The organism is Rudaea sp. (assembly GCF_036560865.1).
In the GTDB taxonomy this organism is placed as follows: Bacteria; Pseudomonadota; Gammaproteobacteria; order Xanthomonadales; family Rhodanobacteraceae; genus Rudaea.
Map to the genome: position 1 here is coordinate 1 of NZ_DATBQK010000109.1, position 26,558 is coordinate 26,558.

A 26,558-nucleotide genomic window follows, 5' to 3' on the forward strand; every position below is an offset into this window, starting at 1 on the left:
GGCAGCGGCAAGTCGACGATCGCCAATCTCGTCGAACGCAAACTGCACGCGCTCGGCGTGCGCACTTATCTGCTCGACGGCGACAACGTGCGCCACGGTTTGAACAAGGACCTGGGCTTCACCGCCACCGACCGCATCGAAAACATCCGGCGCATCGGCGAGGTGTCCAGACTGATGGTCGACGCCGGACTCGTCGTGATCACCGCATTCATTTCCCCGTTCCGTTCCGAGCGGCAACTCGCGCGGCAGATGCTGCAACCGGACGAGTTCATCGAAATCTTCGTCGATGCGCCGCTCAGCGTGGTCGAGCAGCGCGATCCGAAGGGTTTGTACAAGAAGGCGCGGCGCGGCGAATTGAAAAACTTCACCGGCATCGACTCGCCGTATGAAATCCCGGAAGCACCGGAGCTGCATATCGAAACGCAGAAGCACAGCGCCGAGGAGGCTGCCGATCTGATCTTCGCGCATCTGCGCGCACAGGGGCTGATCGGCGGCGCGGCCTGATTTTACGGGCCAAGCATGACCTAGGGCATAGGCGGCGAATCGAGCGAATGGGCTAGCATGCGCAACCTTTGCGGCTGCGAGCCTTTGCCATGCGCAACACGATTGCTTTCCCATCCCTGCTTGCGTTCTGTGTCGTCGCCAGCGCCGGAATATCCGGCTGCGATCGCGCCCCGCGCGATGCAGCCGCCAAGCCTGCCGCGGACGCGGCTGCGCCACTGGCGAGCGCCAAACCCGATGTCGTCGGCACGAATGTCGATGCGTCGATCAATCCGGGCGACGATTTCTTTACCTACGCGAACGGCACGTGGCTGAAGAACAATCCGATTCCGGCATCGGAGGCGTCCTGGGGCATCGGCAAGATCGTGCGCGAGGATTTGTATACGAATTTGCGCAAGATCAGCGAGCAGGCGGCGGCACAGAAGGATGCGCCCGCCGGCAGCGACGAACAAAAGATCGGCGACTTCTGGAGCACCGCGACCGACGAGGGTCTGGCCGACCACGCCGGACTCGCACCACTCAAGGATCAATTGGCGCAGATCGACGCGGTCAAGGACGTGCCCTCGGCGCTCGACGCGGGGTTCGCGCTGCAACCGCTCGGCATCGACGCGTTCTTCGACGTTGGCGTGTTCCAGGACGAGAAGGCGAGCGACGTCATGGCCGTGCATGTCGGTCAAGGCGGTCTGGGCCTGCCCGAGCGCGACTACTATTTCAACACCGAGGAAGGCGTGGCCAAGGCGCGCGCGGCGTATGTGGTCCATCTGCACAATATGTTCAAGCTGCTCGGCGCGGACGAGGCGGCGGCCAGCGCGAGCGCGACCCAAGTGATGGCGTTCGAGACCGCGCTGGCCAAGGTTTCGCGCAAGCTCGAGGATCTGCGCGACCCGCAGAAGAACTACAACAAGATGGCGCCGGGCGAACTCACGCAAAAGTACACGCCATCGATCGCCTGGACCGATCGCTTGAGCGGCTGGAAGCTGCCCGCGCCCTATATCATCGTCGGTCAGCCGGAATTTTTTGGTGGCCTGCAAGCGCTGCTCACGCAGACGCCGGTGCCGGTACTGCGCGATTATCTGCGCGTGCATCTGGTTGATGCTTACGCCGAGTTTCTCGGCAAGGACATCGACGCGGAGAACTTCGATTTCTACGGCCGCGTGCTGTCCGGACAGAAGGAACAGCGGCCGCGCTGGAAACGCGCGCTGGACGCGGAGAATCGCGCGATCGGCATGATCCTCGGCCGCATCTTCGTCAAGGAATATTTTCCGGAAGGCTCCAAGCAGCGCTACAACACCTTGGTCGAGGCGATCCGTACCGCGTACGGCGAACGTATCGACCGGCTCGACTGGATGAGCGCCGCGACCAAGGCCAAGGCCCGTGAAAAACTCGCCTCGGTGACCAAGAAGGTCGGCTATCCGGACAAATGGAAGGACTACTCCGCGCTGGTGGTCGGCCGCAATTCGTATGCCGAGAACGTGATGAATGCGCGGCGGTGGCTGTTCAACGATCGCGTCGCCAAATTCGGCAAGCCGGTCGACCGCAGCGAATGGGAAATGACGCCGCAGACCTACAACGCCTACTACAACCCGTCGAACAACGAGATCGTGCTGCCGGCGGCGCAGTTCTCGATCCCCGGATTCAAGGATGCCGACGTCGACGACGCGATCGTCTACGGCTATGCCGCGGCCTCAACGATCGGCCACGAAATCACCCACGGCTTCGACGACGAAGGCCGTCAGTTCGATGCGGCCGGCAATCTCACCGACTGGTGGACGAAGGAAGATGCGGAAAAATTCCAGCAGCGCGCCGACGTGATGGCCAAGCAGTTCGATGCCTACGAACCGCTGCCGGGCCTGCACATCAACGGCAAGGCTGGCCTCGGCGAGAATATCGCCGACTTCGGCGGCCTCTTGATCGGGCTCGACGCGTTCAAGAAAACCGAGCAATACAAGAAAGGCGAGAAGATCGCCGGCTACACGCCGCTGCAACGCTTCTTCCTCGGCTATGCGCTGTCGTGGATCTTCGAGGAGCAGGAAGCCAAGTTGCGCCAGCAGCTGCTCAGCGACGTGCACTCACCGGCCAAGTGGCGCGTGAACGGACCACTGTCGAACATGCCGGATTTCTACGAGGCCTTCGACGTGAAACCCGGACAGCCGATGTATCGCGCGGAAGCCGATCGCGTACGCATCTGGTAACCCGGATCAGCGTTCGAGAAATCGCCCCGCGCCCTGCGCGAGCAGCTGCTCGGCGACCTTCCGGCCGAGCGCTTCCGCATCGTCGATGCTGCCCTCGCCCTGCGCGCGCAGCAGTTCGCCGCTGGCCGCATCGCCGACCAAGCCGGAAAGATGCAGGCCGCGGTCGGTCTCGATGCAGAACGCGGCAATCGGCACCTCGCAACTGCCCTGCAGCCGCCGTGTCAACGCGCGTTCGGCGCCGACGCAGCGCGCCGTCTCGACGTCGTTGAGCACCGCGGCGAGTTCGGCCACACGTGCATCGCCCGCGCGCTGCTCGATCGCGATCGCACCCTGCGCCGCGGCCGGCAGCCAGGAAGGCGCTTCGAGCCGGCAGCGGATGCGCGCCGACAAACCCAGGCGGTCGAGGCCGGCACAAGCGAGCACGATCGCGTCGTAGTCGCCCGCATCGAGCTTGGCCAGGCGCGTGTTCACATTGCCGCGCAGATCGAGCAGCTCAAGATCGGGCCGCAGCGCGCGCAACTGCGCCTGCCGGCGCAGCGACGAGCTGCCGACGCGCGCGCGCGCAGGCAATTCGTCGGGCCGCGCGAAGTTCACGCTGACGAAAGCATCCGCCGCATCGGCGCGTTCGAGCACGGCACCGATCGCGAAGCCCGCTTCGAGCTCCATCGGCATGTCCTTGAACGAATGCACGGCGATGTCGGCGCGGCGCTCGGCAAGCGCGACTTCGAGTTCCTTGAGGAACAGGCCCTTGCCGCCGATGCTCGCCAGCGGACGGTCGAGGATGCGGTCGCCGCGCGTGGTCATCGGCAGCAACTCGACTTTGAGCCCCGGATGCGCCGCGCGCAAACGCGCGGCGACGTGTTCGGCCTGCCACAACGCAAGCGCACTCTGGCGCGTGGCGATGCGCAGAGTGTTCATTTGTATACTCTGGCGCTCATGCGCCCTTCACCGCGCGGCGCACGACCGGCAGATTGCGCCGGCTGACTTCGAGCTGCACCTCGCAGCCGGCGATTTTCGCGAACACATGCTCGTCGGTCGTGCGCACGAGTCCGACCAGGCGCGCCTTCGCCACGAGGCAATTGCGATGGATGCGCACGAAGCGACCGCCGAACTCGGTCTCCAGCGCTTTCAGTGGTTCCTCGATCAGCACCGCGTTGCCGCGATAGTGGACGACCACGTACTTGTCCTCGGCCATCAGGTAATCGATCTCGGTGACCGGCACCAGCACGAGGTTGCCACGCACGCGCACGCACAGATGGGTACGGCTCGCCGACTGCGCATCCAATTGCTCCAACTGCAACTTGGCGACCGCGCCGCCGCTGTAGCGTTGCGCGCGCGCGAGCGCGCCCTGCAGGCGCTCCAGACGAATGGGCTTGACCAGATAATCGATCGCGTTCGCATCGAACGCGGCCAGCGCGTGTTCGTCGAACGCGGTGCAGAAGATCACCGCAGGCGCCGGATCGAGCGTCGCCAGATGGCGCGCGGCTTCCAGTCCGTTCATCAGCGGCATGCTGATATCCAGCAGCACGAGATCGGGTGCGAGGCGCGCGGCGATCTCCACCGCCGTGCGGCCGTCGCCGGCCTCGCCCAGCAGCTCCACGTCGCCGCACTCCTGCAACAGGCTGACCAGGCGCGCACGCGCCGGCGGTTCGTCGTCGACGATGAGCGCTTTCATCGGTTCGCTTTGCTTCGCATCGGTTCCATCGGTTGGCGCGGCAGGCGCTAAGGCTTCGCCGGTTCAACATCCGGCAGGCGCAGCGTGACGAGGAAATCCTCGGCGCCTTCCTGCACCAGCAGCACGCCGCGCCAGCCGAAATGGTACTCGATCCGGCTGCGCGTGTTGGCCAGCGCCATGCCGTTGCGCGTTGGCAGACGCTGTCCTTCGGGCGGGCGCGGATTGGCGATCGCGATTTCCACGCCGCTGCCGACGCGACTCGCGCGCAGCGCAACGGTGCCGCCCTGTGGCAACGGCTGCACGCCGTGATTCACCGCGTTTTCCACCAGCGGCTGCAACAGCAGCGCAGGCACCGGCATTTGCAGGGGCAGCAGGTCGTCGATCTGCATCGTCACCTGCAGGCGCTCGCCCAGACGCAATTGCTCGATCGCCAGATAGCGCCGCACCAGTTCAAGCTCGCTGCCGAGCGTGCTCGGCGCGCCATCGGCGCCGAGCGCGGCGCGGAACAGGTCGGACAGATCCTCGACCGCGTGTTCGGCAGCCGCTGGTTGCGTCCGGATCAGGCTGGCGATCGTGTTCATGCTGTTGAACAGGAAATGTGGACGGATGCGTGCTTGCAACCCGTCGAGTCGCGCCTGCGCCTCGGCGCGCACGCGCGTGCGCCATTGTTCGAGCACGTAGAAATAGCGCAGCAAGGCGGTGCCGATCAGCGCGCACAGCGCCGCGTTGCGGATCACGAAGCGCGTCTGGAATTGCGCCGGTAGGGTCAGTCCGAGGCTGAGTTGCTGGTCGAGCGTGAACACGAGATAGCTGCCGGCGAGGCTAATCACCAGCATCACCAGATACGCCGTGACGACGCCAAGCAACGGCTGCAGGCGCTCGAGCGGCGCACGCAGTTTGCACAGGCTCACCGCGCACAACAGACCCAGCCACTGCACGAATACCGTGGTCGTGGCCAGGCGCGGCAGGAACGCGCGCGATTCGTCGCTCGGCGCGATCACGATCACGAGTACGACCAATTCGGCCACGAGCATGACCACGAACAGCACCGGCAGGCTGCAGAAATCCGCCAGCCAGCGCATTTTGCCAGCGGCGGCGGGCGTCGTCGGCGGGGACTCAGGCGTACTCACGGCGGCGAGACATGCGGCACGGCGATCGCTCAGGTCAGCCGCGCGCCGAGCCAGCGGCGCAGATCGGCGATTTCGTCCGCGCAGACTGCATGCTGCATAGGATAGGCATGCCACTCGACCGCGTAGCCCAGGCGCTTGAGATAGTCACGGCTCGTCTCGCCGAGCGCATGCGGGACGATCGGATCGAAGTTGCCGTGCGCCATGAAAACCGGCGTGGCGCGATTCGCGTCGCTGGCTTCCGCGTCGGTCTTTTCCGCCATCGGCAGATAGGTCGATAACGCAATGATGCCGCCCAGTTTCGATGCGTGGCGCAGGCCGCCGGCGAGTACGATCGCGCCGCCCTGGGAAAAGCCGGCGAGAAAAATATTCGCGCTCGGCACGCCACGCGCGACTTCGCGGGCGATCAACTCGTCGAGCAGGCCGATCGAGGCGCGGATGCCCGCCTCGTCCTGGCGCTGCGCGATCTCCATGCCGGAAATGTCGTACCAGGCGCGCATCGACATGCCGCCGTTGATCGTGATCGGGCGCACCGGCGCATTGGGAAACACGAAGCGCAACGCAGGCCAGGCGCGGTCGACGAGTTCGGGCACGATCGGCTCGAAGTCATGGCCGTCGGCACCGAGTCCATGCAGCCAGATCACCGCATGCCGGGGATTCGGTGCGGTTTCGACTTCGATGCTGGGCAAAGCCATGGATTTTTCCGGGATACGTTGGCGCGATGGTGACGCATCTACACGACAATCGCCAGTTTTCGGACTTGCCACGCAGCCGCGCGACGCCGCGTATTTTCCACGGCTCGTGACTTCCGGCAACTTGCCCGCCCGCCGCAGCACGCTATGCTTGCGGTTTCGCCACCGCCGGGAATATCCGCATGCAACGCGTTCGTCTAGCCGCCCTCGTTGCCACCTTCGTTTTCTCGTCCGCGATCGCACAACCGGCGCCGCTGACCCTGGAAAAAATCATGGCCGATCCGGACTGGATCGGTGCGCCCGTGCAGAACGCGTATTGGTCGACCGACGGCCGCACGGTGTACTACTCGCTCAAGCGCACAGGCGTGCCGATCGACGATCTGCATCGCATCGATCTGGCCGACGCCAGGGACAGCGTCGTCGACGGCGCGGCGATGGCCGCGGCCGACGCAGCGAACGCGAAATTTGACGCGGCCGGCACACACGCCGCATTCGTGCGCAACGGCGACATCTTCGTGCGCGATCTGGCGAGTGGACGCCTGAGCCAGATCACGCGCATGCCGCAAAAAGAAGCCGCGCCGCAGTTTTCCGCGGACGGTCGCCGCTTGAGTTTTCGCAGCGGCAACGACTGGTTCGTGCACGATCTCGCGGACGGCGTAACCGCGCCCGCCGCTGTGCTCAAGCTTGAAAAAGATCCGGACGCCGCGCCAAAAGCCGACGATCTGCGCGAGATGCAATTGCGCACGTTCTCGACCCTGAAGCAACTGCACGACAACAAGGAAAGCCGACGCGAGCATGCCGAGGAATTGCGCGCGAGCGATCCGACGCGTGCGCCGGCGCCGTTCTATCTCGGCGACGAGGTCAAGGTGCTCGACACAGAACTGTCGCCCGATGCGCACTGGCTGCTCGTGGTGACGATGCCCAAGTCGGTCGAGAAAGGCCGCGAGGGCAAGCTCACGCGTTATGCGACCGAATCGGGCTACGAGGAATTCGAGACCGAACGCGTGCGCGTCGGCCGCAACCCGCCGGCGCCGCAGGCGCTGCTGCTGCTCGATCTCGTCGCGCACACGGCACACCCGCTCGCGCTCGACGCACTGCCCGGCATTCACGACGATCCGCTCAAGGCGATCCGCGAGGAGAATGAAAAACAGTTCGCGGCCGACAAGAGCCATCCCGCCGATGACAAAAAAAACGCTGCGCAGAAGAAGGACAAACCGCAAACCGACAAGGACGAACAGGCAAAACTACGCGGCGTGCGCGTCGTCTCCGATGCCGAAGACGGTGGTGGCGGCGGCATCGCCTGGAGCCGCGACGGCGGCGCGCTGGCGATCCAGTTGCGCGCGATCGACAACAAGGATCGCTGGATTGCCAGCGTCGATTTCACGCATCACGCGCTCGTGCCGCAGCATCGCCTGACCGACCCCGCGTGGATCAACTGGAACTTCAACGACTTCGGCTGGCTCAACGACAACCGCACGTTGTGGTACGAGTCGGAGGAAACCGGCTATGCGCATTTGTATACCAGGACCCGCGACGGCAAGACGCAAGCGCTGACGTCGGGCAAATTTGAAGTCTCGCGCCCGCAACTTTCCGGTGATGGCCGCTGGTTCTATGTACGCGCCAATGCCGAGGCGCCCTATTCCTACGACGCGTATCGCGTACCGGCGAACGGCGGCAAGCTCGAACGCATCACCCACTATCAGGGCATGGATAATTTCGTGCTCGCGCACGACGGCAGGCAATTGCTGGTCACCCATTCGTCGAGCTATGTGCCGGCACAGATCGCTGTCGTCGCCGCCGACGGTTCAGGCGCTGCGCGTGAACTCACCGACACACGCAGTGCCGAATTCAAGATGATGAGCTGGGTCGCGCCGCAGATCGTCGAAGTACCCTCGACGCATTTCAAAGGCGCGATTCACGCGAAGTTCTACAAGCCGGCGGATTTCGACGCGAGCAGGAAACATCCGGCCGTGCTGTTCGTGCATGGCGCGGGCTATCTGCAGAACGTGCATCTGGGCTATCCGGCCTATTTCCGCGAGCAGATGTTCCACAACCTGCTGCTGCAGCACGGCTACGTCGTGCTCGACATGGATTACCGCGCCTCCGAAGGCTACGGTCGCGACTGGCGCGACGCGATCTACCGGCAGATGGGTCATCCCGAGCTCGAGGACTTGCTCGATGGCAAGAAATGGCTGGTCGATACGTTCAATGTCGATGCAAAACGCGTCGGCATTTATGGCGGCTCTTATGGCGGCTTCATGACCTTGATGGCGCTGTTCCGCACGCCGGGCGAATTCGCCGCGGGCGCCGCATTGCGTCCGGTCAGCGACTGGATGCAGTACAACCACGAGTACACGTCCGACATCCTCAACGATCCGCAGACCGATCCGATCGCCTACATCCGTTCCTCGCCGATCGAATTCGCGAACGGCCTGAAGGATGCGCTATTGATCTGCCATGGCGTGATCGATGACAACGTGCTGTTCGAGGACTCGATGCGCCTGTACTTGCGCCTGATCGAGTTGCACAAGGACAATTTCACGATCTCGCCGTATCCGCTCGACCGCCACGGCTTCACCAATGCCGATTCCTGGCTCGACGAATACAAGCGCATCTACCGGCTGTTCGAGGCCAATCTCAAGTAACGTTTTGCCGGATCGGGGTATTCGTGGATACTGCGCGAATGCCCCGCGTTGCCATAGCGCAAATTCGATCCCGATTGCCGAGGCCGCAGCAGCGCGCATGAACACGGCGCAACGTGCCCTCGGTTTCTGGTCGGCAACGGCGCTCGTGGTCGGCAACATGATCGGCTCGGGCATCTTCCTCCTGCCCGCTTCGCTCGCGCCATTCGGCATGGCCAGTCTGCTCGGCTGGAGTGTGAGTGCGGTCGGCGCGCTGCTGCTGGCCCTGGTCTTCGCGCACATGGGGCGGCGCTACCCGGTGAGCGGCGGCCCATACGCCTACGCGCGCATCGCGTTCGGCGACTTCACCGGCTTTGTCATGGCCTGGAGTTACTGGGTATCGGTGTGGTGCGCGGTCGCGGCGATCGCCGTCGCCTTCGCCGGCAGCATGGCCTCGCTCTTCCCCAATTTGCTTGCCAGCCCGGAGCGCTCGGCGATCTGCGCCTTGGCCGTGCTCTGGCTTTGTACCCTGTGCAATATCGCGGGCGTGCGCGCTGCGGGTCTGGCCCAGCTCGTCACTACGATATTGAAAGTCCTGCCGATCGTCGTGATCATCGCCCTGGGCGCAGGATCGGTCGATACGCATGCATTTACGCCGTTCAATCCAAGCGGCGGCAATTTGTTCAGTGTGACGACGACGACAGCCGCGCTCGCGCTGTGGGCCCTGCTCGGCATGGAGTGCGCGACGATCCCGGCCGAGCACGTGGTCGACGCCGAGCGCGTGATTCCGCGCGCCACGGTCGCGGGCACATTGTTCGCCACGCTGATCACGGTGGCCGCGTGCACGATCGTGCTTGGATTACTGCCGCTCGATGCGCTCAAGGATTCGCCCGCGCCGTTCGCCGACGTGGCGCGCGAGCTCTGGGGCAATGGCGCCGCCGCCGCTATGGCCGCTGCCATGGCGGTGTCCTGTCTCGGTGCGCTGAACGGCTGGATCCTCGTGCAGGGACAGATCCCGTTCGCCGCGGCGCGCGACGGTTTGTTTCCCGCGTATTTCGCCAGAGTCGATGCGCGCGGTACGCCGCGCATCGGCCTGGTCATCGGCAGCGCGCTGGCCACGATCCTCGTCGCCGCAAATTTTGCCGGTTCGCTGGTCAGCATCTTCACCGCATCGATCCTGCTCGCCACCGCAGCCGCGCTGCTGCCCTATGTGTTCAGCGCCGCGGCAATGCTGCGCCTGGAGCCGCGCGAACCGGACTACGCGCATTGGCGCATGCTCGTCGCCGCGCTCGCGCTGATCTATGGCGTGTGGGCCCTGATCGGCACCGGCAGCGAAGCCTTGCTCTGGGGCTGCGGACTGCTGCTGGCTGGACTGCCGTTCTATCTGCTGCAGCGCTGGCGCCCGCAAAAAAAACTTTCGCCGAGCGCCTGACTACGTCACGATACGCGGCCTCCGCCGACCTGCCGTCCCGATGTCCTCGATGCAACGACCCAGTCACGCGCTGACCGAAGGCGCGATCGGCAAGACCTTGTTCCTGTTTTCGCTGCCGATCCTCGCCGGCAACGTGCTGCAATCGCTGAACGGCTCGGTCAATGCGATCTGGGTCGGCCACGGCCTCGGCGAAGCCGCGCTCGCGGCGACCTCGAACGCGAACACGATCCTGTTCTTCCTCATCGGCGCGGTATTTGGCGTCGGCATGGCCGGCACGATCCTGGTCGGCCAGAGCATCGGGGCGAAGAACCTCGATCAGGCCAAGCGCGTGGTCGGCACCAGCCTCGTGTTCTTCGTCGTGATGTCGCTGGGCGTGGCGGTATTCGGTTTCAACAGCGCCGGGCCATTGATGGCGTGGATGCACATGCCCGCGGAATCCCTGCCGTTCGCCGTCGCGTATCTGCGCATCATCTTCCTCGCCATTCCGTTCATCTACGTGCTGACCTTCATCAGCATGACCCTGCGCGGCGCCGGCGATGTGCGCACGCCGTTCGTGTTTCTCGCGATCAACGTCGTGCTCGATATCGCACTCAATCCGTTGTTCATATTCGGACTCGGTCCGGTGCCGGCGATGGGCATCAGCGGCTCGGCGACCGCGAGCCTGATCTCGACCGTCACGACCCTGGCCCTGCTGATCGCCTATCTGTATCGCAGCAAGCACTTTCTGCGCATCCAGCGCACCGAAATGCACTACCTGCGCATCGACCGCGCGATCCTGACCGCCCTCGTCGCCAAGGGCCTGCCGATGGGCCTGCAGATGATCGTGATGTCCGCATCGATGATCGCGATGATCTCGCTGGTCAACAGTTTCGGCGCGCATACCACGGCCGCGTACGGTGCCTGTTTCCAATTGTGGAATTATATACAAATGCCCTCGCTCGCGGTCGGCATGGCCGCCTCGTCGATGGCCGCGCAGAATGTCGGCGCGCAGCGCTGGGATCGGGTCAACCGCATCGCGCTGACCGGCGTCGGCTTCAACTTCCTGCTCACCGGCACCTTGGTGCTGCTGATCTACCTGTTCAACCGCGGCGCATTGAATCTGTTCCTGCCCGCAACCGGTGGCGCGATCGAGATCGCCCAACACATCAACCATGTCGTGGTCTGGTCGTTCGTGTTCTTCGGCATCTCGTTCGTTCTCGCCGGGGTGGTGCGCTCGACCGGCGCTGTGATTCCGCCGCTGATCATCCTTTTCATCGCGCTGTGGCTGGTACGCATTCCGTTCGCCTATTCGCTGGTCGGCTCCTGGGGCGCGGACGCGATCTGGTGGAGTTTCCCGCTCGGCTCGCTCATGTCGATGACGCTGTCGGCGGCGTATTACCGCTGGGGCGGCTGGCGCCAGGCGCGCATGTTGGCGCCGCGGGCGACTGCCACGGTCGCCAGCGTCGATGGTAGCGCCAGCAAGATCAGCGTTGGCATCGGGGACAATAAAACGTCGAGCGCTGTCCAAGCGTGATCGCACGGATCGGCGTGCCGCAGACCTTGCATGGCTGGCCCGCGCGGCCGTAGACGAACAGCTCCTGCTCGAAATAGCCTGGCGTGCCGTCCGGGCTGATGAAATCGCGCAGGGTCGTGCCGCCGCGCGTGATCGCGTACTCGAGTATGCGTTTGACCTCGCGCGCCAGACGCATATAACGCAGGCGCGACACCGATCCCGCGGCGCGATTGGGATGAATTCCCGCCGCAAACAGCGCTTCTGCCGCGTAGATATTGCCGACACCAACGACGATTTTCTGGTCCATCAGCCATGTTTTCACCGCTGCGGCACGCCCGCGCGACTTTCGCCACAGATAATCGCCGTCGAATTCCTCGCCCAGCGGCTCGGGCCCGAGTCCGGCCAGCAGTTTGTGCGGCGCTCCGGGCGCCTGCCAGAGCTGGCAACCGAAACGGCGCGGATCGGTGTAGCGCAGGATGCGTCCGGAATCCAGGTGCCAGTCGACATGGTCGTGAGCGCCCGCGACGGTGCCGCCCGGCAGTACACGCAACGACCCGGACATGCCCAGATGCAGGAGTGCGCTGCCCGCGACAGTGTGCACAAGCAAATACTTCGCCCGCCGCTCAACGGCATCCACGCGCTGCCCGGGCAGTCGCTCGCGCAGCTGCCGGGGCACGGGCCAGCGCAAACGCGGCTGACGCACGATGACGGCTTCAATCCGCCGGCCAACGAGATGTGGGGCAATCCCCCGCCGTGTGGTTTCGACTTCGGGTAGTTCAGGCATGCGCCATTGTGCCAGCGCTGGCAGTTCTGAACGCCAGCGACCACCGCCGAGTTGTTAGTAATCCGTAAAATGCGCCGCCGATCGCGAAATCCATCCCGAAGTGCGGCCGAGCAAGCCCGGCTTCACTGGTGCGGGCCCTGCGGCTCACGTATAGTAAACGGCTCGGGGCGGGGATAATTTACGGTCGAATCGATGGAAACCATACTCAATTTTCTGAACGGCGGGCTGTTGCAAACAACCTGGCTGGTCAAAGTCATTTATTTCTTCATCGTCACCCAGTTGACGATCTTCACGGTGACGCTCTATCTGCATCGCAGCCAGACCCATCGCGGCGTGGATTTCCAGCCCGTGCTGGCGCACCTGTTCCGATTCTGGTCGTGGGTTTCCACGGGCATGGTGACGAAGGAATGGGTGGCGATCCACCGCAAGCACCACGCCAAGTGCGAAACTGAGGAAGATCCGCACAGCCCGAAGTTCTTCGGCATCCAGACCGTGCTGTGGAAAGGCGTCGATCTGTATCGCGTCGCCTCGTACGACACGGCCGCGATCGAGAAATACGGCATGGGCACGCCCAGCGACTGGATCGAGCGCAACCTGTACGCCAAGCATGCGTACTGGGGCCCGACCCTGATGTTCATCGTCAATATCGCCCTGTTCGGTATCTGGGGCTTGGCGATCTCGGCGTTGCAGATGGTCTGGATTCCGTTCTGGGCGGCTGGCGTGGTCAACGGCGTCGGTCACTGGTGGGGCTACCGCAATTTCGAAACCGCCGACATGGCGACCAATCTCACGCCGTGGGGCTTCTTCATCGGCGGCGAAGAACTGCACAACAACCATCACGCATTTCCAAGCTCGGCCAAGTTCGCGCTGCGCAAGTTCGAGTTCGATATCGGCTGGGTCGCGATCCGTGGTTTTGAGATGCTCGGACTGGCCAAGGTTTTGCGCGTTGCGCCATCGCTCGATGTGCGCGCGAACGTGCAGCTGCCGGACGCGGAAACGATCAAGGCCGTGCTCTCGCATCGCTTCGAGGTGATGACCGATTATTTCCGCAGCGTGATCGCGCCGACCCTGCGCGAGGAAGCCGCCAGTGCCGGCGCCGGCCTGAAGGCCATTCCGCGCGCGCTGCGCAAGGCGCTCGGCAACGGCGGCCGCTGGCTGGATGCGCATTCGCGCGAACGCCTGCAGTCGCTGATCGAGAACCGCCCGACCCTGCGCACGGTCTGCGATTTCCGCGCACGCCTCGCCGGCGTGCTCGAACGCAGCAATGGCGGCGCCGAAACCATGCTCAGCAATCTGCAGGACTGGTGCCGTGAAGCCGAGGCGAGCGGTATTCAGACGCTGGCCGCATTCGCTGCGCGCCTGCGCGGCTATGCGCTCGCACCGGCGCGCGCGTGAACGATTGAGTGACAACCGAACCCGACAAAACCCGCTGCGGCGGGTTTTTGTTTGACTGCGTTCTGCTCGCGAGAACAAATCCCACCACACACCCGCCGCGCCGATCAGCCGCGCCGCAACACCGTGATCGGCGCCGCACGCGCGATGCGCCGCGTGGCGAGCCAGCCGGCGAGTGCGACGAGCACGGCGGCGGCAAAGACAACCGCGAGCAACGCTGCGAATGGCGGCAGATAGCTGGCGAAATGAAACACGCGCCGCGCGAGCGCGGTGCCGATCGCCGCCGAGCCGAGCGCCGCGATGCCCCCGGCGACGATGCCGAGCGCGGCAAACTCGCCGAGTACCGCAGCGCTCAGTTGCGACGAGTGCGCGCCGAGCGTGCGCAGCAGCGCGGCCTCGAAGCGGCGCTCGTCGGCGGTCGCGGCCAGTGCGGCGAGCAGCACCAGCAGCCCTGCGGCGAGGCTGAAGCCGAGCACCCAGACCACGGCGCGACTGACGCGACCGACGATCTCGCGCACGCGGTCGAGAATCTGGTTGAGATCGATCAGCGAGACGTTCGGAAAGTCGCGCGACAACGAGGCAAGCGGAGTCGCCGCCGGCAGATGAAAGCTCGCGATGTAACTGTGCGCCAGCGCATCGCCGGTGCGCGCATCGAGCATCAGAAAGAAATTCGCGCGAAACGAATCCCAGCGCACGCCACGGATGCTGGTCACTACTGCGTCGATGTCGCGTTCACCCACGCGCAGGGTCATGGTATCGCCGAGCTTCATGCCGAACATGTCGACCCACATCTGATCGATCGACAACTGCGGCTTGTCCGCGGCGGGGTCGAACCAGCGGCCTTGCAGCAGGCGATTCGCCGGTGGCAGGTCGACGCTCCAGGACACGCGCACCTCGCCGTTGATCCAGTTCGCCGCGCGCCGATCGGCGAAGTCTTCGGCCTTCGGTGTCTTGCCGTTGATCGCCACGAGTTTGCCAACTGCAAGCGGCAGCACATTGATGTTCTGCGCGCCGAGCGTGGACAGGCGCTGCTGCATTGCCGTGCGCTGCCCGGTCTGCAGATTGATCAGGAAATAATTCGGTGTGTCGGCCGGCAGCTCCGCACGCCAGCTGGCGAGCAACGAAGGTCCGATGACGGCGAGCACCGCAAAGGCCGTGAGACTCAGCGCGAGCGCGCCGGCCTGCAACAGACTCAAAGTCCGGCGCCGCGCAAGATTGGCAAGACCGAAACGCAACGCCGCGGGTAGTCGCGCGCCCGCGCTGCGTACGAAGCGCAGCAGGATCAGGCCGAGTACCAAGGTCAGCAAGGCCACGCCGGCGAAGCCTAGCGCAAGCGTCAGCGCCAATTGCGCGTCGCCGGCACCGCTTGCGATCAATGCCCCCGCGACCACGACCGGCAACAGATACAACGCGTCGAAGCGGCCCGCGCGCGGATCGGGATCGCGACGAAACACACGCAGCGGTTCGACGTCGCGCAGGCGCAGCAGCGGCGGCAACGCAAAACCGAACAGCACCGCGGCGCCGACCGCGAACGCGGCGAAGGAAGGTTCCAACGGAATCGAAGGCGTCGTGCCGGGCAGCAGATCCCCGGCCAGCACGAACACGATCTGCTGCAGCGCCAACCCGACCAGCACGCCGAGTACGCAGGCCGGTAGCGCGAGCAGGCCGAGTTCGAGCAGCAGCGCGAGCAGAATTTCGCCGCGCCGCGCGCCGAGACAGCGCAGCAGTGCGACTTCCTCGCGCTTGCGTCGCGCAAATCGCTGCGCAGCCAGCGCGATCGCGACGCCCGACAGCAGCGCGGCGAGCAAGGCGGCCAGACGCAGGAAACTGCCGCCGCGCTCGAACGCACCGCGCAGATTCTGCTGTGCATCCTCGACCGTGGTGATTTCCGCGCCGGCAGGCAGCGTCGACTTGATCGCCGCTGAGAAATCGGCAACCGTGCGCTCGTCGCCGGCTACCAACAGCCGATGGCGCGCACGACTGCCAGCGGCGAGCAAGCCAATCGATTCGGCATCGGCAAGATTCATGAGCACGCGTGGCGCGAGGCGAAACAGATTGGCACTGTCCGGCGCGCGCGTGATCTCGCCCTCGACGACCAGATCGCGTCCGCCGATCTGCAGACGGTCGCCGACTTTCAGCGCCAGCGCGGCAAGCACGGCAGGCTCTGCATAGACCGATCCGGGTGCAGGCGCATGCACGATCTGTTCGGCGCCATGCGCGTCGCGCACCGCAAGCACGCCGCGCAACGGAAATGCGGCATCGGTCGCGCGGATATCGGCAAGGCGGCTCGCTTCGCCGGCGAACACGACGCTCGGGAAATCGGCTACCTGTGTGGTTGCGAGTCCACGCTGCTGCGCGGCCTCGATCAGCGCCGGCGGCAGCGCGCGGCCGGCCGCGATACCAAGATCGCCACCGATCAGTTCCGCCGCGGAGGCGACGATCGTGCGCTCGACCCGATTGGCCAGTGTCGCCACCGCGGTAAGCGCGGCCACGGCGAGCACCAGCGCCGCCGCCAGCATGGCAAGTTCGGCATGGCGGAACTCGCGGCGCAGGCTGCGTGCGGCGAACGCAAGAGGTTTCATGAGATCGGAAGCTTCATGCAGTCGCGGCGTCCGCGATACGGCCCGCGATCAGGCCAAGCCGACGTGCGCAGCGCGCAGCAAGATTGGCATCGTGAGTGACGAGCACCAGGGTCGTACCGTGTTCGCGATTGAGCGCGAACAGCAGATCGCCGACGACGGCGCCGGTGCGCTGATCAAGATTGCCGGTCGGTTCGTCGGCAAACAAGATCTCGGGCGCGTGCACGAACGCGCGCGCGAGTGCGACGCGCTGCTGCTCGCCGCCGGAAAGCTGCGCCGGATAATGATGCCGGCGCGCCGCCAAGCCCACGCGCGCAAGCGCATCGCCCGCGCGCTCACGCGCATCGGCACGGCCATCGAGTTCGAGCGGCAGCATCACATTCTCTTCAGCATTGAGCGCGGGCAGCAGATGAAAATTCTGGAACACAAAGCCGACGCGGCGCCGACGCAGGTGTGCACGCGCTTCTTCGTCGAGCGCATCGAGCTTCTCGCCGGCGAGCACGATCGAGCCCGCGCTCGGCCGGTCGAGCCCGGCGAGCAGACCGAGCAAAGTGGTCTTGCCCGAACCCGAAGCGCCGACGATCGCGAGACTGTCGCCGCGCGCAACGCGGAAACTCACGTCTTCGAGGATAGTCAGGCGGCCGTCCGGCCCATCCACGGTTTTGCTAACCTTGTCGGCACCGATGGCCTCGTTGCCAATCTCGATCGCGATCTCTTCGCTCATGCTGAAAAATTTCCTGGTTTTGTTGTTCGTGGTTTTGAGCACAAACTTGTCGCCGGCGGCAACTCCGGCGGCGGCGCAGCAATCCGCCGCGCGTACATCCATTCTTGTACTCGGCGACTCACTGTCGTCCGCACATCGCATAGCACCCGAGGCCGGCTGGGTGCATCTCCTCGAACTGCGCCTGCAAGAACACGCGATGCCGCGCAGCATCGTCAACGCGAGTATCAGCGGCGAAACCACTGCCGGCGGGCGCGCACGCCTGCCCAAATTGCTGACCGACGCCAAACCCGCGCTGGTCATCGTCGAGCTCGGCGCGAACGATGGTCTGCGCGGCCTGCCGCTCGCCGAGATTCGCACGAATCTGCAGCACATCCTGACTGCGATCCGCGACGCCGGTGCACGCAGCGTCGTGCTCGGCATCGAACTGCCGATCAACTACGGGCCGCAATATCGCGACGGCTTGAGAGAGATGTATCGGGGCCTCGCGCAGGAATTCAATGCGCCATTGGTGCCGTTCCTGCTCGATGGCGTGGCGCTCAATCCGGATCTGATGCAGGACGATGGCCTGCATCCCAAGGCTGCGGGCGAGCCAAGGGTGCTCGACAATGTGTGGGTGGTGTTGGAACCGGCGCTCAAGAAGTTGCGCTGAATTGCTTCTCGCTCGTCATCCCAGCGCACGCTGGGATCCAGCTTTTTCTGCCCAACGACAAGAGAGTTGGAGCAAGAAGAAAAAAACCCGCCTCGCGGCGGGTTTTTGCTCTTGATGAGAAGTGCGGCCAAGGATGGCCGCTTCTTGATACTGCGATCACGGACGATCGCAAAAATACATCCCTGGATCCCGGATCACCGCTGCGCGGCGTCCGGGATGACGCAATGGCAAAGGCGTTCGCGGGCTGCGTGAACGCGCCATTGCGTCACTTGATCTTCGCTTCCTTGTACGCCACGTGCTTGCGCACGACCGGATCGTACTTCTTGATGTCCATCTTGTCCGGCGTGGTCTTCTTGTTCTTGTCGGTCGTGTAGAAATGACCGGTGCCCGCGGAGGAGACGAGGCGGATCTTATCGCGCTTGGATGCCATGAGAGTTCTCCTTAGATTTTTTCGCCGCGGCCGCGCAGTTCGGCCAGAACGGTTTCGATGCCGTTCTTGTCGATGGTACGCAGGGCATTGGTGGAAACCTTGAGCTTGATCCAGCGCTTCTCGCTCGGCACCCAGAAACGACGCTCGTGCAGGTTCGGCAGCCAACGGCGCCGGGTTTTATTGTTGGCATGCGACACATTGTTGCCCGACTGCGCGCGCTTGCCGGTTACTTGGCAGACCTTGGCCATACGTACCTCGTGATATTTGCTGCCGCTCTTAGCCAGAGCGGATTCGGCCCAGCGGATGCTGGATTCGCCACTGAGACGCAGCGAGCCGCATATTAGAGCAGAATCAGGCCCTTGCCGCAACTCGGACAGCCGGGTTTTCAGACTTCCTCGACCGCCGTACGCCTGCAGCGGCGAATCAGCCAGGACACGCCGCGCAGGTCGGAAATCCCGACCAGGGCGCGATTGAGATTGTTATATTTGGACACGCCCGCACCGCGCGCGCGGTGGTTGACCGGTACGCTGCGCACCTGCCAGCCGGCGCGTTGTACCAGGGCTGGCAGGTAACGGTGCATATGGTCGAAGTACGGCAGATCGAGAAATGTGGCGCGCTCGAACAGCTTGATCCCGCAGCCCGTATCCGGCGTTTCGTCGCGCAGCAGGCGGCTGCGAATCGCATTCGCCGCTTTCGATGCCCAGCGCTTGCTGCCGGTGTCTTTGCGGTTCACACGCCAGCCGGCGAACAGCTTGATCGCCCGATCCGATTCGCTGCGTTGCGCTTCGTCGCGCATGGCAAGCAGTTTCGGAATATCGGCAGGATCGTTCTGGCCGTCGCCGTCGAGGGTCGCGATCCAGGTCCCGCGCGCTGCCTTGATTCCATTGCGCAAGGCGGTGCTCTGCCCGCTCTGCGTGGTGTGGCGCAAAACCCGCAACTCGGGAAACTGCGCTTTCGCCGCGCTGAGTACGGCCAAGGTGTCGTCGCGGCTCAGATCGTCGACATAGACGATCTCGAAATCGGCCTTGCCGCGCAGTGCGGTCGCGATTTCGGTGAGCAGCGGAACAATGTTGTCGCGCTCGTTGTGTACCGGCACGACGACGGATAAATCGGGCATCGGACGCAATCCTGGTCAGCTGAGTTGACGCCCCAACTCGCCGTCAACTTCTGCGGCAACCGACAGGTGGCGCGTCGAACGAAGCCCGATTATCGCTGGTCGGATTAGAAGCCACTACTCTATCCATCTGAGCTACGGGCGCGTTGTTGGAGTTTCCAGAGCAGAAGAGCGATTTTGCCCGGAAGCGCAAGTATAACGCACCCGCGAGTGCTGCCCCGCGGGCGGTCTATGCGTGCTTGCCGGCGTCGACGACCCTGAACTGGCGTTTCATTTCCGTGTTGCCGAGCAGGTCGGCGAGCGTCACTTCGTTCAGGGTGGCGATAAATGCGCGGCTGCCACGGTTCAACGCCGTCTTGAGCGAGCATCCTGGCTGGAGCACACACCCCAAGGCATGGCAATCGACGATGCTCAAATCCTCTTCCATCGCAAGGATGACGTCGCCGATGCGTATTTTCGCCGGATCGGGTTTCAGCGTAATGCCGCCACCACGGCCGCGCGACGTATTCAGGTAACCCAGCTTGGCCAGCTTGTGGATCACCTTGCGCAGGTGTTCCCGCGAAATGCGGTAGTACGCCGCTATCTCGCGCATGGTGCAGACGCGATTGCGCTGCCTGCAGACGAACAGCATTACACGCAGCGCGTAGTCGGTAAAACGCATCAGTTGCATGATGACGATCGATTCCGGAATCCACGTGGACAGTGACAACTATCGACGCCGAAATCAACTCTACGTGCCGGCATCCGTACGCGGCGACGGTGGCCGCGCCTGCGTGAACGAATCCATGCGCCCCCAGAGCAGCGTGCCGGCGACCCAGAAAAACAGCGCCGCGCCGATCAGGACCATATAGTGGCCAAGACGCTGCTGATCGCCGAGCAGATAGTTGTTGCACAAGCGATCGGGCCAGATCAAATAAAGCCAGCCCAGGCGGAAAAACGTGGCGATGAATTCCAGCAGGAATACACCTCTGACGATGAAACCCGCGCGCGGCCAGCTCAGCCCGAACGGCAGGCCGATCAACACGGGTATCGACAGGTATTTGGCGGCGTCGACCAGCGGATCGGTGATGGCCGCATCGAGCGCACGCGGCAGCATCCAGAAAGCGCCGGCGAGAGTTGCCAACACGAGGCCGGTGATGCCGCGATGGTTCCAGTACGCCGTCGTCGCCGCAACCCTCGCGGGCAGCACCGGCACCAGCAGCCATCCCACCACCACCAGTAGCGGGATTTGCACCAGCATGTGCGCGGTCATGCTCGTCTCGAGCGCATGCCTTGCCGGTGGCGCCAGCAACACAAGGAAAAGTAGTGCCGCGCTATGGAAGGATCGATACTCCGGGCGCGCGATCACGGGCTCGTTCTCTGCAGCACGGCCTGTGCGACCAGATCCGGATTGCCCACGTCGAGGATTTCGACCAGGCGGCCGCGCGGATCGACGACATGGATGGCGACGTTGTGCGTGTAGCCGCCAAACGTATCGGCAATGACGGTGATGCCGAAGGCCTGCTCAAGGCGTGCGAGCCCCTGCGGATCAATGGGCCGTGCGGCCAACCAGCCCTCGCCACGGTCGCGGAAGAGTTTCAGGTACGTCGCGAGCCGCTGCGGCGTATCGCGATCGGGATCGAAACTGATGCTGAGCAGCTGCACCTTGCCCTGCGCGAGCGGTCCGGCGAGTCGGTCCTGAAGCTGCGCGAACTCGCCGCCGAGCGCGACGCAATAAGTCGGGCAGCGGGTGTAGATGAAGTCGACCAGCAGCCATTTCCCGCGCAAGTCGGAAAGGTTGATCCGCGTGCCGGCGGCAGTCTCCAGCGCCACCGCGGGAAGTTCGAGTGGATGCTCCCGCACCTCGATGCGCCGCGCGGTTTCGGTGGTGAATGCCCGGAACCGGCCGGTGGCCGCGGCAAGCGCAGCGCCACCGACGAGGATCAGCGCCAGGCTAGCCAGCAGAGTGCGCAGGATCGGCATTACCAGACGACCCGAGCAGACCACCGATGATGCGGATGGCAAACAACAGCATTGCCGCAATCAGCAGGATCGCGCCGATCGAACCGACCTGATCGTAGCCCTGCCATGCCGGCAAATGCACCGCATAGCGCCGCGGCACGCTGTCATGACCGGCGGCAAGGAATGCGAAGACGAATACCAGGCCGCCGATCACGTACACCGGGAAGCTCAGCCGGTCGATGGCGCGATCCGGTCCCTGCGCGCGACTGCCGACCAGGTGATACATCAATGCGAGCACCATCGGCAGCACGCCCAGCAACAGATAGAAGTGGAAATGGCCCGGCACCCATTGTGTATTGTGCATCACTTCGTTGACGCTTATGGTGCCGTCGATGATGGCCGGGACAATACCCGCGGCCCAGCCGAACATCGACAGCATGAGCAGCCGGGCCGGCAGCGTCCAGCGCATTCCGGAACGGTAAACATTGGTCAAGGCGCCGTAGGCCGTCACCGTAAACACCGGCAAACCGGCGCAATAGGAAACGATCTGGCCCATCACCAGCATCCACAGCGGCATGGCGTAATCCATCATCAGGTGATGTGGATAGACGATCAGCACCATTACCAGGCTCACCGTCCATGACCACAGGAACGGGCGCGATATGGCATATGGTCGGCCGCTGTAGCGTGGCAGCAACTCATAGACCGCGATCACTCCCATGTAGATGCTGGCGTTGATGAACATGTGGCCGAACAGATAAGTCAGGTTCTTGACCAGCAGCGCATTCAGCCCAACCGACGGGAAATAAATGTTGATCAGGCACATCACCAGGACGATCGCGCCGGCGAGGATGCCGATGGAATTGGTGATCGCCACCATGCTGCCGGCAACCACCGTTTTCGGGTGCAATGGGTCGATTTCTCCGCCGAACAGCCACTGCAGGCCCAGCGCATGCCCGAGATTGCCATAAACGCGGATGATGGCTCGCATCGCATCCAGGTAAAACAGCAGGAAGCCGACACCGATAAGCAAATAGCCGAGCATGAAAGCAGCTGCCGCATGCGGACTCCACACGTTCATCGCATGCACCGGCAGCGGATAGAGGAATGTCCATGCACCGGCATATCGGCCGATGAAGACGGCTGCCAGGATGGTCAGTGCGCCGAGCATGAACAGCACGTAGTTCGTTGCGAATATCGGCAAGCTCAGGCGTACGTACTTGCGCAGGAAAAACCACATCACCGCACTCGATGCGAACCCGATCGTCCCCACCATGCCTGCGCCGTGCGCCGTCATGATCTGGTAGAAGACGTCGGGTGGCATATTAATCCAGCTGCCCTGCGCCATGCGCATGGTCAAGCCGAACAGCATCAGCAGCAGGAATACGAGCAAAGCCGAGATGACGTAGAAATTGAGCACGATGCGCTCGTTGCGCGTCAGCGTTTCGCTGGTCGGATACAGCTCGGTCGCACTCATGGCTGCACTCCCGTGGCTGCCGCGACCACCTCGAACTCGGCCACCATGTTGTGATGCGCCAGTCCGCAATATTCCAGGCACAGCACCCGGTACTTGCCTGGCTGTGTAAAGGTATACAGCAACCGATTGGTGAAGCCGGGCATGGCCTGAGTCTGGGCGAGGATGCGATTGTCCGGGCCATAGATCGCGAAGCCGTGATTGACGTCGCCGCTGCTGACATCGAATTCCACCGGGATCCCCGCATCGACCCGGGTGCGGCTCAACTGCCACGACCACTGGCGCCCGATCGCGTCGACGATCTGCGCGGATTGCGCGTTCGTTTGCTGGTCGGCTATGGGAAATGGCCTCAAGGTGGCGCAGGCGATGCCGATTCCAAGCACTACCAAGGCCAGGAACCACCAGCGTCGAAGCGCATGTGCTTTCTCATGCACCTGTTGCGGACCGGGCGGCCTGGCGGACTGCACGATCACCCAGACAAAGGCCAGCGCAACCAGCCCCACCCCGATCAGCGTGATGATCCACACTTCGTCCTGCATGTTCATTGGGCGTTTCCCCATTAACATGTATTTCGAATACATTATATTGGGACCGCCAGACCCCGCTGTCAATATGCGGGTGGCGCTACGGGAAACGTGGCGTGTGCAGGCCATTCCTGCGCCGCAATCGCCCGCCACCAACGCGTGCAGCTCCCGCGCCAACGCATACCCAGGGCGTCCGGCTAGAGCATTTTCGATCGAAGTGTTTACCTTGCGTCAGCACACCCTGTGCACACGCCAGCTCACCGCTTCCGCTGGCGGGGAAGGGGTCGAATGGAACGATTCAAGCTGGGGCGCGGCCCAAAATTCGTATTCAGTTGAAGCAAAGCGGCTCTCTTTCAATCAACCTCGGCCGTTTGCCGGAGCCGTCGCGAAGGCCTCGCTCCAGACAGCCTCGACATGGTCGAACTTGCTGCTGCTCTTCGCCAGCAAAACCAGAGTGCCATGTCCCATCGGCACGCTGCGTCCAAGCCAGCCGCCGCGCACGAAATCCTGGCGCTGCTTGGCAATGTCGTTGGTCACATACAAGACCGTTACCGGACCGTCTTGCTCCGGCATCACCATGTGCACCGACAGGTAGCGTCCAACCGGGCAACACTGCACGTAACTCACGCCTGCCGGAACCTTGTCCAAAGCGACGCCGCGCTTGGCGAACGCGTTGCGCACATCAGTGTCCGGTATCGGCGCGGTAGTGGCCAAGGCAAAGGGCTCCGCGCTCAGATGATCGACCGCGAGGGTCGACAGCGGCTTGGCGTCCACGCGCATGCCGAACAGACCAATCGCCAGCGCCAACGAGGCGGCGACTGCGAAGATAGTTCCGCGACGGCGCAGCGTCACGCGACGACGCCGTTCGTCGGTAGCCTGCGCGAGCAGGATGGAATCGGCGAGCTGCGCAGGCGCCTCGATATTCAGCGCGCGCAACAGGTTGCGATCGAACTCGACTGCGCGCCCGGCCGCATCCGCGCAACGCGGACATTCGGCGCGATGGCGCACGAATTCGACCGCATTGGATTGCGGATCCGCCCCGAGATGGCGTCGGAATTCAACGCAGTTCATATACTTCCGCCTCGATCTTGTCGCCGTTCAACATGGCCTTCAATTTCTGCCGCGCGCGGAACAACTGGGTCATCACCGCCGCACTGGTCAAATTCAACTCGCGTGCGATTTCCTCACAGGAAAATCCACCGAGCACCTGCATCAGCAACGGCTCGCGATATTTCGCATCGAGCCGATGCATTGCCGCGCGTATCAACGCATCCTCGCCTGCCGCCTCCGGCGTCAGCGCCTCGCGTTCGTCGGCCACGTCGACTTCGTCCACATCGACCAGCTGCGGCGTCTTGCGCTCGAACAAACGCGCATGCTCGCGCCGCAGTATCGTGATCAACCACGCTTTCGCCGCGCCGGTTTCGCGCAAACTGTCCAGTGAACGCCAGGCACGCAGAAAAGTCTCCTGCACCAGGTCGTGCGCCAGCGCTTCCTCGCTGCAGAGCCAGTAGGCATAACGGAACAGATCGCCCGAATAGCCGCGTACCAGGGCGTCGAACTGTCGCTGCTTGCTGCTCACTGGGGACATGACCGGCCTGACGTCACGAAACTTTCACATCGAATTTCAGCGGATGCGCTCGAGGATGCCGTCCAGCTCGTCGAGGCTGTGGTATCCGATCACCAGTTTGCCACGCCCGCCCTTGCCGTGCTGGATGCTCACTCTGGCCGCGAGTTTCTCCGCCAGCTCACGTTCCAGCGCGACGATATCCGGATCGCGCGCGGTCGCTTTCGCCTTGCCCTGCGGCAGGGTTTGCGCCTTGCGCGCGGCTTCCTCGAGCTCGCGCACCGACCAGCCATGCGCGACGGCGCGCCGCGCAAGTCCGATCGCGAGCGCCGGATCGAGCGCGGCCAGCGCGCGCGCATGGCCCATCTCGAGCTGGTGCTCATCGAGCATGCGCTTGATCTCGTCGGGCAAGTCGAGCAGGCGCAACAGATTGGACACCGACGCGCGCGAACGACCGATCGCGTCGGCGACCTGCTGGTGGGTGTGCTTGAATTCGGCGATCAGGCGTTGCAGCGCGTGCGCTTCTTCGAGCGCGGTCAGTTCCTCGCGCTGGATATTTTCGATCAGGGTCATCGCGGCGACGGCTGGATCGGCCACTTCGCGCACAAGTGCGGGAATCTCGCGCAGGCCGGCAAGCTGCGCCGCACGCCAGCGCCGTTCGCCGGCGATGATTTCGTAGCGTGCCGGCCCGACCGTGCGCACGACGATCGGCTGGATCAAGCCCTGCGCCTTGATCGACGCGGCGAGCTCCGCCAGCCGCTCTTCGTCGAACACTTGCCGCGGTTGGTACTTGCCCGATTGAATCCGGTCGATCGGCAATGCGCGCAGATCGTCGCCGCCTGTGTCAGGCGTATCGCCCGCGCCAAGCAGAACGTCCAGATCGCGCGAGCCGAGGCCGCGCCGTTTTGCCGCTGCCATGTTTGATCTCGCTTTCGAAAATCTGATTAGGCCGCGTAGTCTAACTTACCCGCAGCGATGCGACGGCAGGCACGGGCGGCGACTGCGCTGCGCGCTCGCGGCGCAAGATCTCACCGGCGAGTCCAAGATAGGCGATTGCGCCGCGCGATTCGCGATCATACAGATTGATCGGCAAGCCGTGGCTCGGCGCCTCGGCAAGTCGGATATTGCGCGGGATGATCGAGCGCAGCAGCTTGTCGCCGAAATGCTTGCCCAGCTGGGCGGAGACGTCGTTGCCCAGATTGTTGCGCACGTCGAACATGGTGCGCAGCAGGCCGTCGATTTCCAGGTCCGGATTGAGCCGCGTGCGCACCGCCTTGATCGTATCGAGCAGGCTGGACAGACCTTCCAGCGCGAAATATTCGCATTGCACCGGAATCAGCACGCCGTGCGCGGCGGTGAGCGCATTGATCGTGAGCAGGTGCAACGACGGCGGGCAGTCGATCAGGATCGTGTGATAGCGCTCGCCAAGCTTGGCCAGTTGATCCTTCAGGCGCGATTCGCGCGCGAGCATATCGACCAGCTTCAACTCCGCGGCGGTCAGGTCGCGACTGCCGGGTAACAGATCGAAACCGGCCTGGGTCGGCACGATCGTGGTTTCGATGGGCGCCTCGTCGAGCAGCACTTCGCAACCGGTGGGACGCGCCGTACGCTTGTCGATACCCGACGCCATCGTCGCGTTGCCCTGCGGATC

Annotated in this window: 26 protein-coding genes; 7 read left to right on the forward strand and 19 right to left on the reverse strand. The window is 63.9% G+C overall.

Annotated elements, in window-relative coordinates; genetic code table 11:
- Positions 1 to 504 (forward strand): adenylyl-sulfate kinase (gene cysC / locus VIE67_RS11270; RefSeq protein WP_332026238.1); only part of this gene is annotated, 504 nt, incomplete at its 5' end.
- Positions 505 to 593: 89 nt separating this feature from the next.
- Positions 594 to 2,693 (forward strand): M13 family metallopeptidase, encoded by a 2,100-nt coding sequence (locus VIE67_RS11275; protein WP_332026240.1) that lies wholly within the window; start codon positions 594 to 596, stop codon positions 2,691 to 2,693.
- Between the two features lie 6 nt (positions 2,694 to 2,699).
- Here VIE67_RS11275 and hemC read toward each other — a convergent pair whose 3' ends face one another.
- From hemC to VIE67_RS11295, 4 genes are read right to left on the reverse strand one after another with little or no spacing between them, the layout of a single operon-like run.
- Positions 2,700 to 3,611 (reverse strand): hydroxymethylbilane synthase, encoded by a 912-nt coding sequence (gene hemC / locus VIE67_RS11280; RefSeq protein WP_332026242.1) that lies wholly within the window; start codon positions 3,609 to 3,611, stop codon positions 2,700 to 2,702.
- Positions 3,612 to 3,627: 16 nt separating this feature from the next.
- Positions 3,628 to 4,368: a LytR/AlgR family response regulator transcription factor gene (locus VIE67_RS11285; protein WP_332026244.1), complete on the reverse strand. Its 741-nt coding sequence runs from the start codon at positions 4,366 to 4,368 to the stop codon at positions 3,628 to 3,630.
- Positions 4,369 to 4,415: 47 nt separating this feature from the next.
- Positions 4,416 to 5,498 (reverse strand): sensor histidine kinase, encoded by a 1,083-nt coding sequence (locus tag VIE67_RS11290; RefSeq protein WP_332026246.1) that lies wholly within the window; start codon positions 5,496 to 5,498, stop codon positions 4,416 to 4,418.
- Positions 5,499 to 5,527: 29 nt separating this feature from the next.
- A complete protein-coding gene (locus tag VIE67_RS11295) occupies positions 5,528 to 6,190 on the reverse strand; it encodes an alpha/beta hydrolase (RefSeq protein WP_332026248.1) in 663 nt (220 codons plus the stop codon).
- A 179-nt stretch (positions 6,191 to 6,369) separates the two neighbouring features.
- Between VIE67_RS11295 and VIE67_RS11300 the strand changes: the two genes are divergently transcribed.
- The 3 genes from VIE67_RS11300 (at position 6,370) to VIE67_RS11310 (ending at position 11,753) form a co-directional block, all read left to right on the forward strand.
- Positions 6,370 to 8,832 carry a prolyl oligopeptidase family serine peptidase gene (locus VIE67_RS11300; protein ID WP_332026250.1) on the forward strand — a complete coding sequence of 821 codons (2,463 nt, stop codon included), beginning with the start codon at positions 6,370 to 6,372 and terminating at the stop codon, positions 8,830 to 8,832.
- 97 nt (positions 8,833 to 8,929) lie between these two features.
- Positions 8,930 to 10,240 carry an amino acid permease gene (locus VIE67_RS11305; RefSeq protein WP_332026252.1) on the forward strand — a complete coding sequence of 437 codons (1,311 nt, stop codon included), beginning with the start codon at positions 8,930 to 8,932 and terminating at the stop codon, positions 10,238 to 10,240.
- A 49-nt stretch (positions 10,241 to 10,289) separates the two neighbouring features.
- On the forward strand, positions 10,290 to 11,753 hold the full coding sequence (locus tag VIE67_RS11310; protein ID WP_332026254.1) for an MATE family efflux transporter: 1,464 nt from the start codon (positions 10,290 to 10,292) through the stop codon (positions 11,751 to 11,753).
- Here the strand turns inward: VIE67_RS11310 and mutM are convergent.
- On the reverse strand, positions 11,704 to 12,516 hold the full coding sequence (mutM, locus tag VIE67_RS11315; RefSeq protein WP_332026256.1) for a bifunctional DNA-formamidopyrimidine glycosylase/DNA-(apurinic or apyrimidinic site) lyase: 813 nt from the start codon (positions 12,514 to 12,516) through the stop codon (positions 11,704 to 11,706). The genes VIE67_RS11310 and mutM overlap by 50 nt on opposite strands.
- A gap of 192 nt (positions 12,517 to 12,708) precedes the next feature.
- Here mutM and VIE67_RS11320 point away from each other — a divergent pair, with 192 nt between their 5' ends.
- Complete coding sequence (locus tag VIE67_RS11320) at positions 12,709 to 13,911, forward strand: DesA family fatty acid desaturase (RefSeq protein ID WP_332026258.1); 1,203 nt, start codon at positions 12,709 to 12,711, stop codon at positions 13,909 to 13,911.
- Between the two features lie 104 nt (positions 13,912 to 14,015).
- On the opposite strand, the gene VIE67_RS11325 is transcribed toward VIE67_RS11320, so the two are convergent.
- Together VIE67_RS11325 and VIE67_RS11330 are read right to left on the reverse strand one after the other, a co-directional pair.
- Positions 14,016 to 16,490, reverse strand: coding sequence for an ABC transporter permease (locus VIE67_RS11325; RefSeq protein ID WP_332026260.1), 2,475 nt, complete (start codon positions 16,488 to 16,490; stop codon positions 14,016 to 14,018).
- 13 nt (positions 16,491 to 16,503) lie between these two features.
- Positions 16,504 to 17,211: an ABC transporter ATP-binding protein gene (locus VIE67_RS11330; RefSeq protein ID WP_332026262.1), complete on the reverse strand. Its 708-nt coding sequence runs from the start codon at positions 17,209 to 17,211 to the stop codon at positions 16,504 to 16,506.
- Between VIE67_RS11330 and VIE67_RS11335 the strand changes: the two genes are divergently transcribed.
- A complete protein-coding gene (locus tag VIE67_RS11335; RefSeq protein WP_332026264.1) occupies positions 17,210 to 17,860 on the forward strand; it encodes an arylesterase in 651 nt (216 codons plus the stop codon). The two genes, VIE67_RS11330 and VIE67_RS11335, sit on opposite strands and share 2 nt — an antisense overlap.
- Before the next feature lie 265 nt (positions 17,861 to 18,125).
- Here VIE67_RS11335 and rpmG read toward each other — a convergent pair whose 3' ends face one another.
- The 12 genes from rpmG to VIE67_RS11395 form a co-directional block, all read right to left on the reverse strand.
- Entirely contained in the window at positions 18,126 to 18,290 is a 165-nt protein-coding gene (rpmG, locus tag VIE67_RS11340; RefSeq protein WP_332026266.1) for a 50S ribosomal protein L33, read from the reverse strand.
- A gap of 11 nt (positions 18,291 to 18,301) precedes the next feature.
- Positions 18,302 to 18,538 (reverse strand): 50S ribosomal protein L28, encoded by a 237-nt coding sequence (gene rpmB, locus VIE67_RS11345; protein ID WP_332026268.1) that lies wholly within the window; start codon positions 18,536 to 18,538, stop codon positions 18,302 to 18,304.
- Between the two features lie 137 nt (positions 18,539 to 18,675).
- On the reverse strand, positions 18,676 to 19,407 hold the full coding sequence (locus tag VIE67_RS11350; RefSeq protein ID WP_332026270.1) for a glycosyltransferase family 2 protein: 732 nt from the start codon (positions 19,405 to 19,407) through the stop codon (positions 18,676 to 18,678).
- A 226-nt stretch (positions 19,408 to 19,633) separates the two neighbouring features.
- Entirely contained in the window at positions 19,634 to 20,113 is a 480-nt protein-coding gene (locus VIE67_RS11355) for an RrF2 family transcriptional regulator (RefSeq protein ID WP_332026272.1), read from the reverse strand.
- A gap of 21 nt (positions 20,114 to 20,134) precedes the next feature.
- Positions 20,135 to 20,656, reverse strand: a complete 522-nt coding sequence (locus VIE67_RS11360) for a hypothetical protein (RefSeq protein WP_332026274.1) — start codon at positions 20,654 to 20,656, stop codon at positions 20,135 to 20,137.
- A gap of 92 nt (positions 20,657 to 20,748) precedes the next feature.
- Entirely contained in the window at positions 20,749 to 21,366 is a 618-nt protein-coding gene (locus tag VIE67_RS11365; RefSeq protein ID WP_332026276.1) for an SCO family protein, read from the reverse strand.
- Entirely contained in the window at positions 21,338 to 22,822 is a 1,485-nt protein-coding gene (locus VIE67_RS11370; protein ID WP_332026278.1) for a cbb3-type cytochrome c oxidase subunit I, read from the reverse strand. The genes VIE67_RS11365 and VIE67_RS11370 overlap by 29 nt, the downstream gene beginning before the upstream one ends.
- Complete coding sequence (locus tag VIE67_RS11375; protein ID WP_332026280.1) at positions 22,819 to 23,364, reverse strand: cupredoxin domain-containing protein; 546 nt, start codon at positions 23,362 to 23,364, stop codon at positions 22,819 to 22,821. Before VIE67_RS11375 ends, VIE67_RS11370 begins: the two co-directional genes overlap by 4 nt.
- A 336-nt stretch (positions 23,365 to 23,700) precedes the next feature.
- Positions 23,701 to 24,414 carry a DUF3379 family protein gene (locus VIE67_RS11380; protein ID WP_332026282.1) on the reverse strand — a complete coding sequence of 238 codons (714 nt, stop codon included), beginning with the start codon at positions 24,412 to 24,414 and terminating at the stop codon, positions 23,701 to 23,703.
- A complete protein-coding gene (locus VIE67_RS11385) occupies positions 24,401 to 24,931 on the reverse strand; it encodes a sigma-70 family RNA polymerase sigma factor (RefSeq protein WP_332026284.1) in 531 nt (176 codons plus the stop codon). Before VIE67_RS11385 ends, VIE67_RS11380 begins: the two co-directional genes overlap by 14 nt.
- A gap of 36 nt (positions 24,932 to 24,967) precedes the next feature.
- Positions 24,968 to 25,825 (reverse strand): ParB/RepB/Spo0J family partition protein, encoded by an 858-nt coding sequence (locus VIE67_RS11390; RefSeq protein ID WP_332026286.1) that lies wholly within the window; start codon positions 25,823 to 25,825, stop codon positions 24,968 to 24,970.
- A gap of 40 nt (positions 25,826 to 25,865) precedes the next feature.
- A partial coding sequence (locus VIE67_RS11395) for a ParA family protein (RefSeq protein WP_332026288.1) occupies positions 25,866 to 26,558 on the reverse strand: 693 nt, incomplete at its 5' end.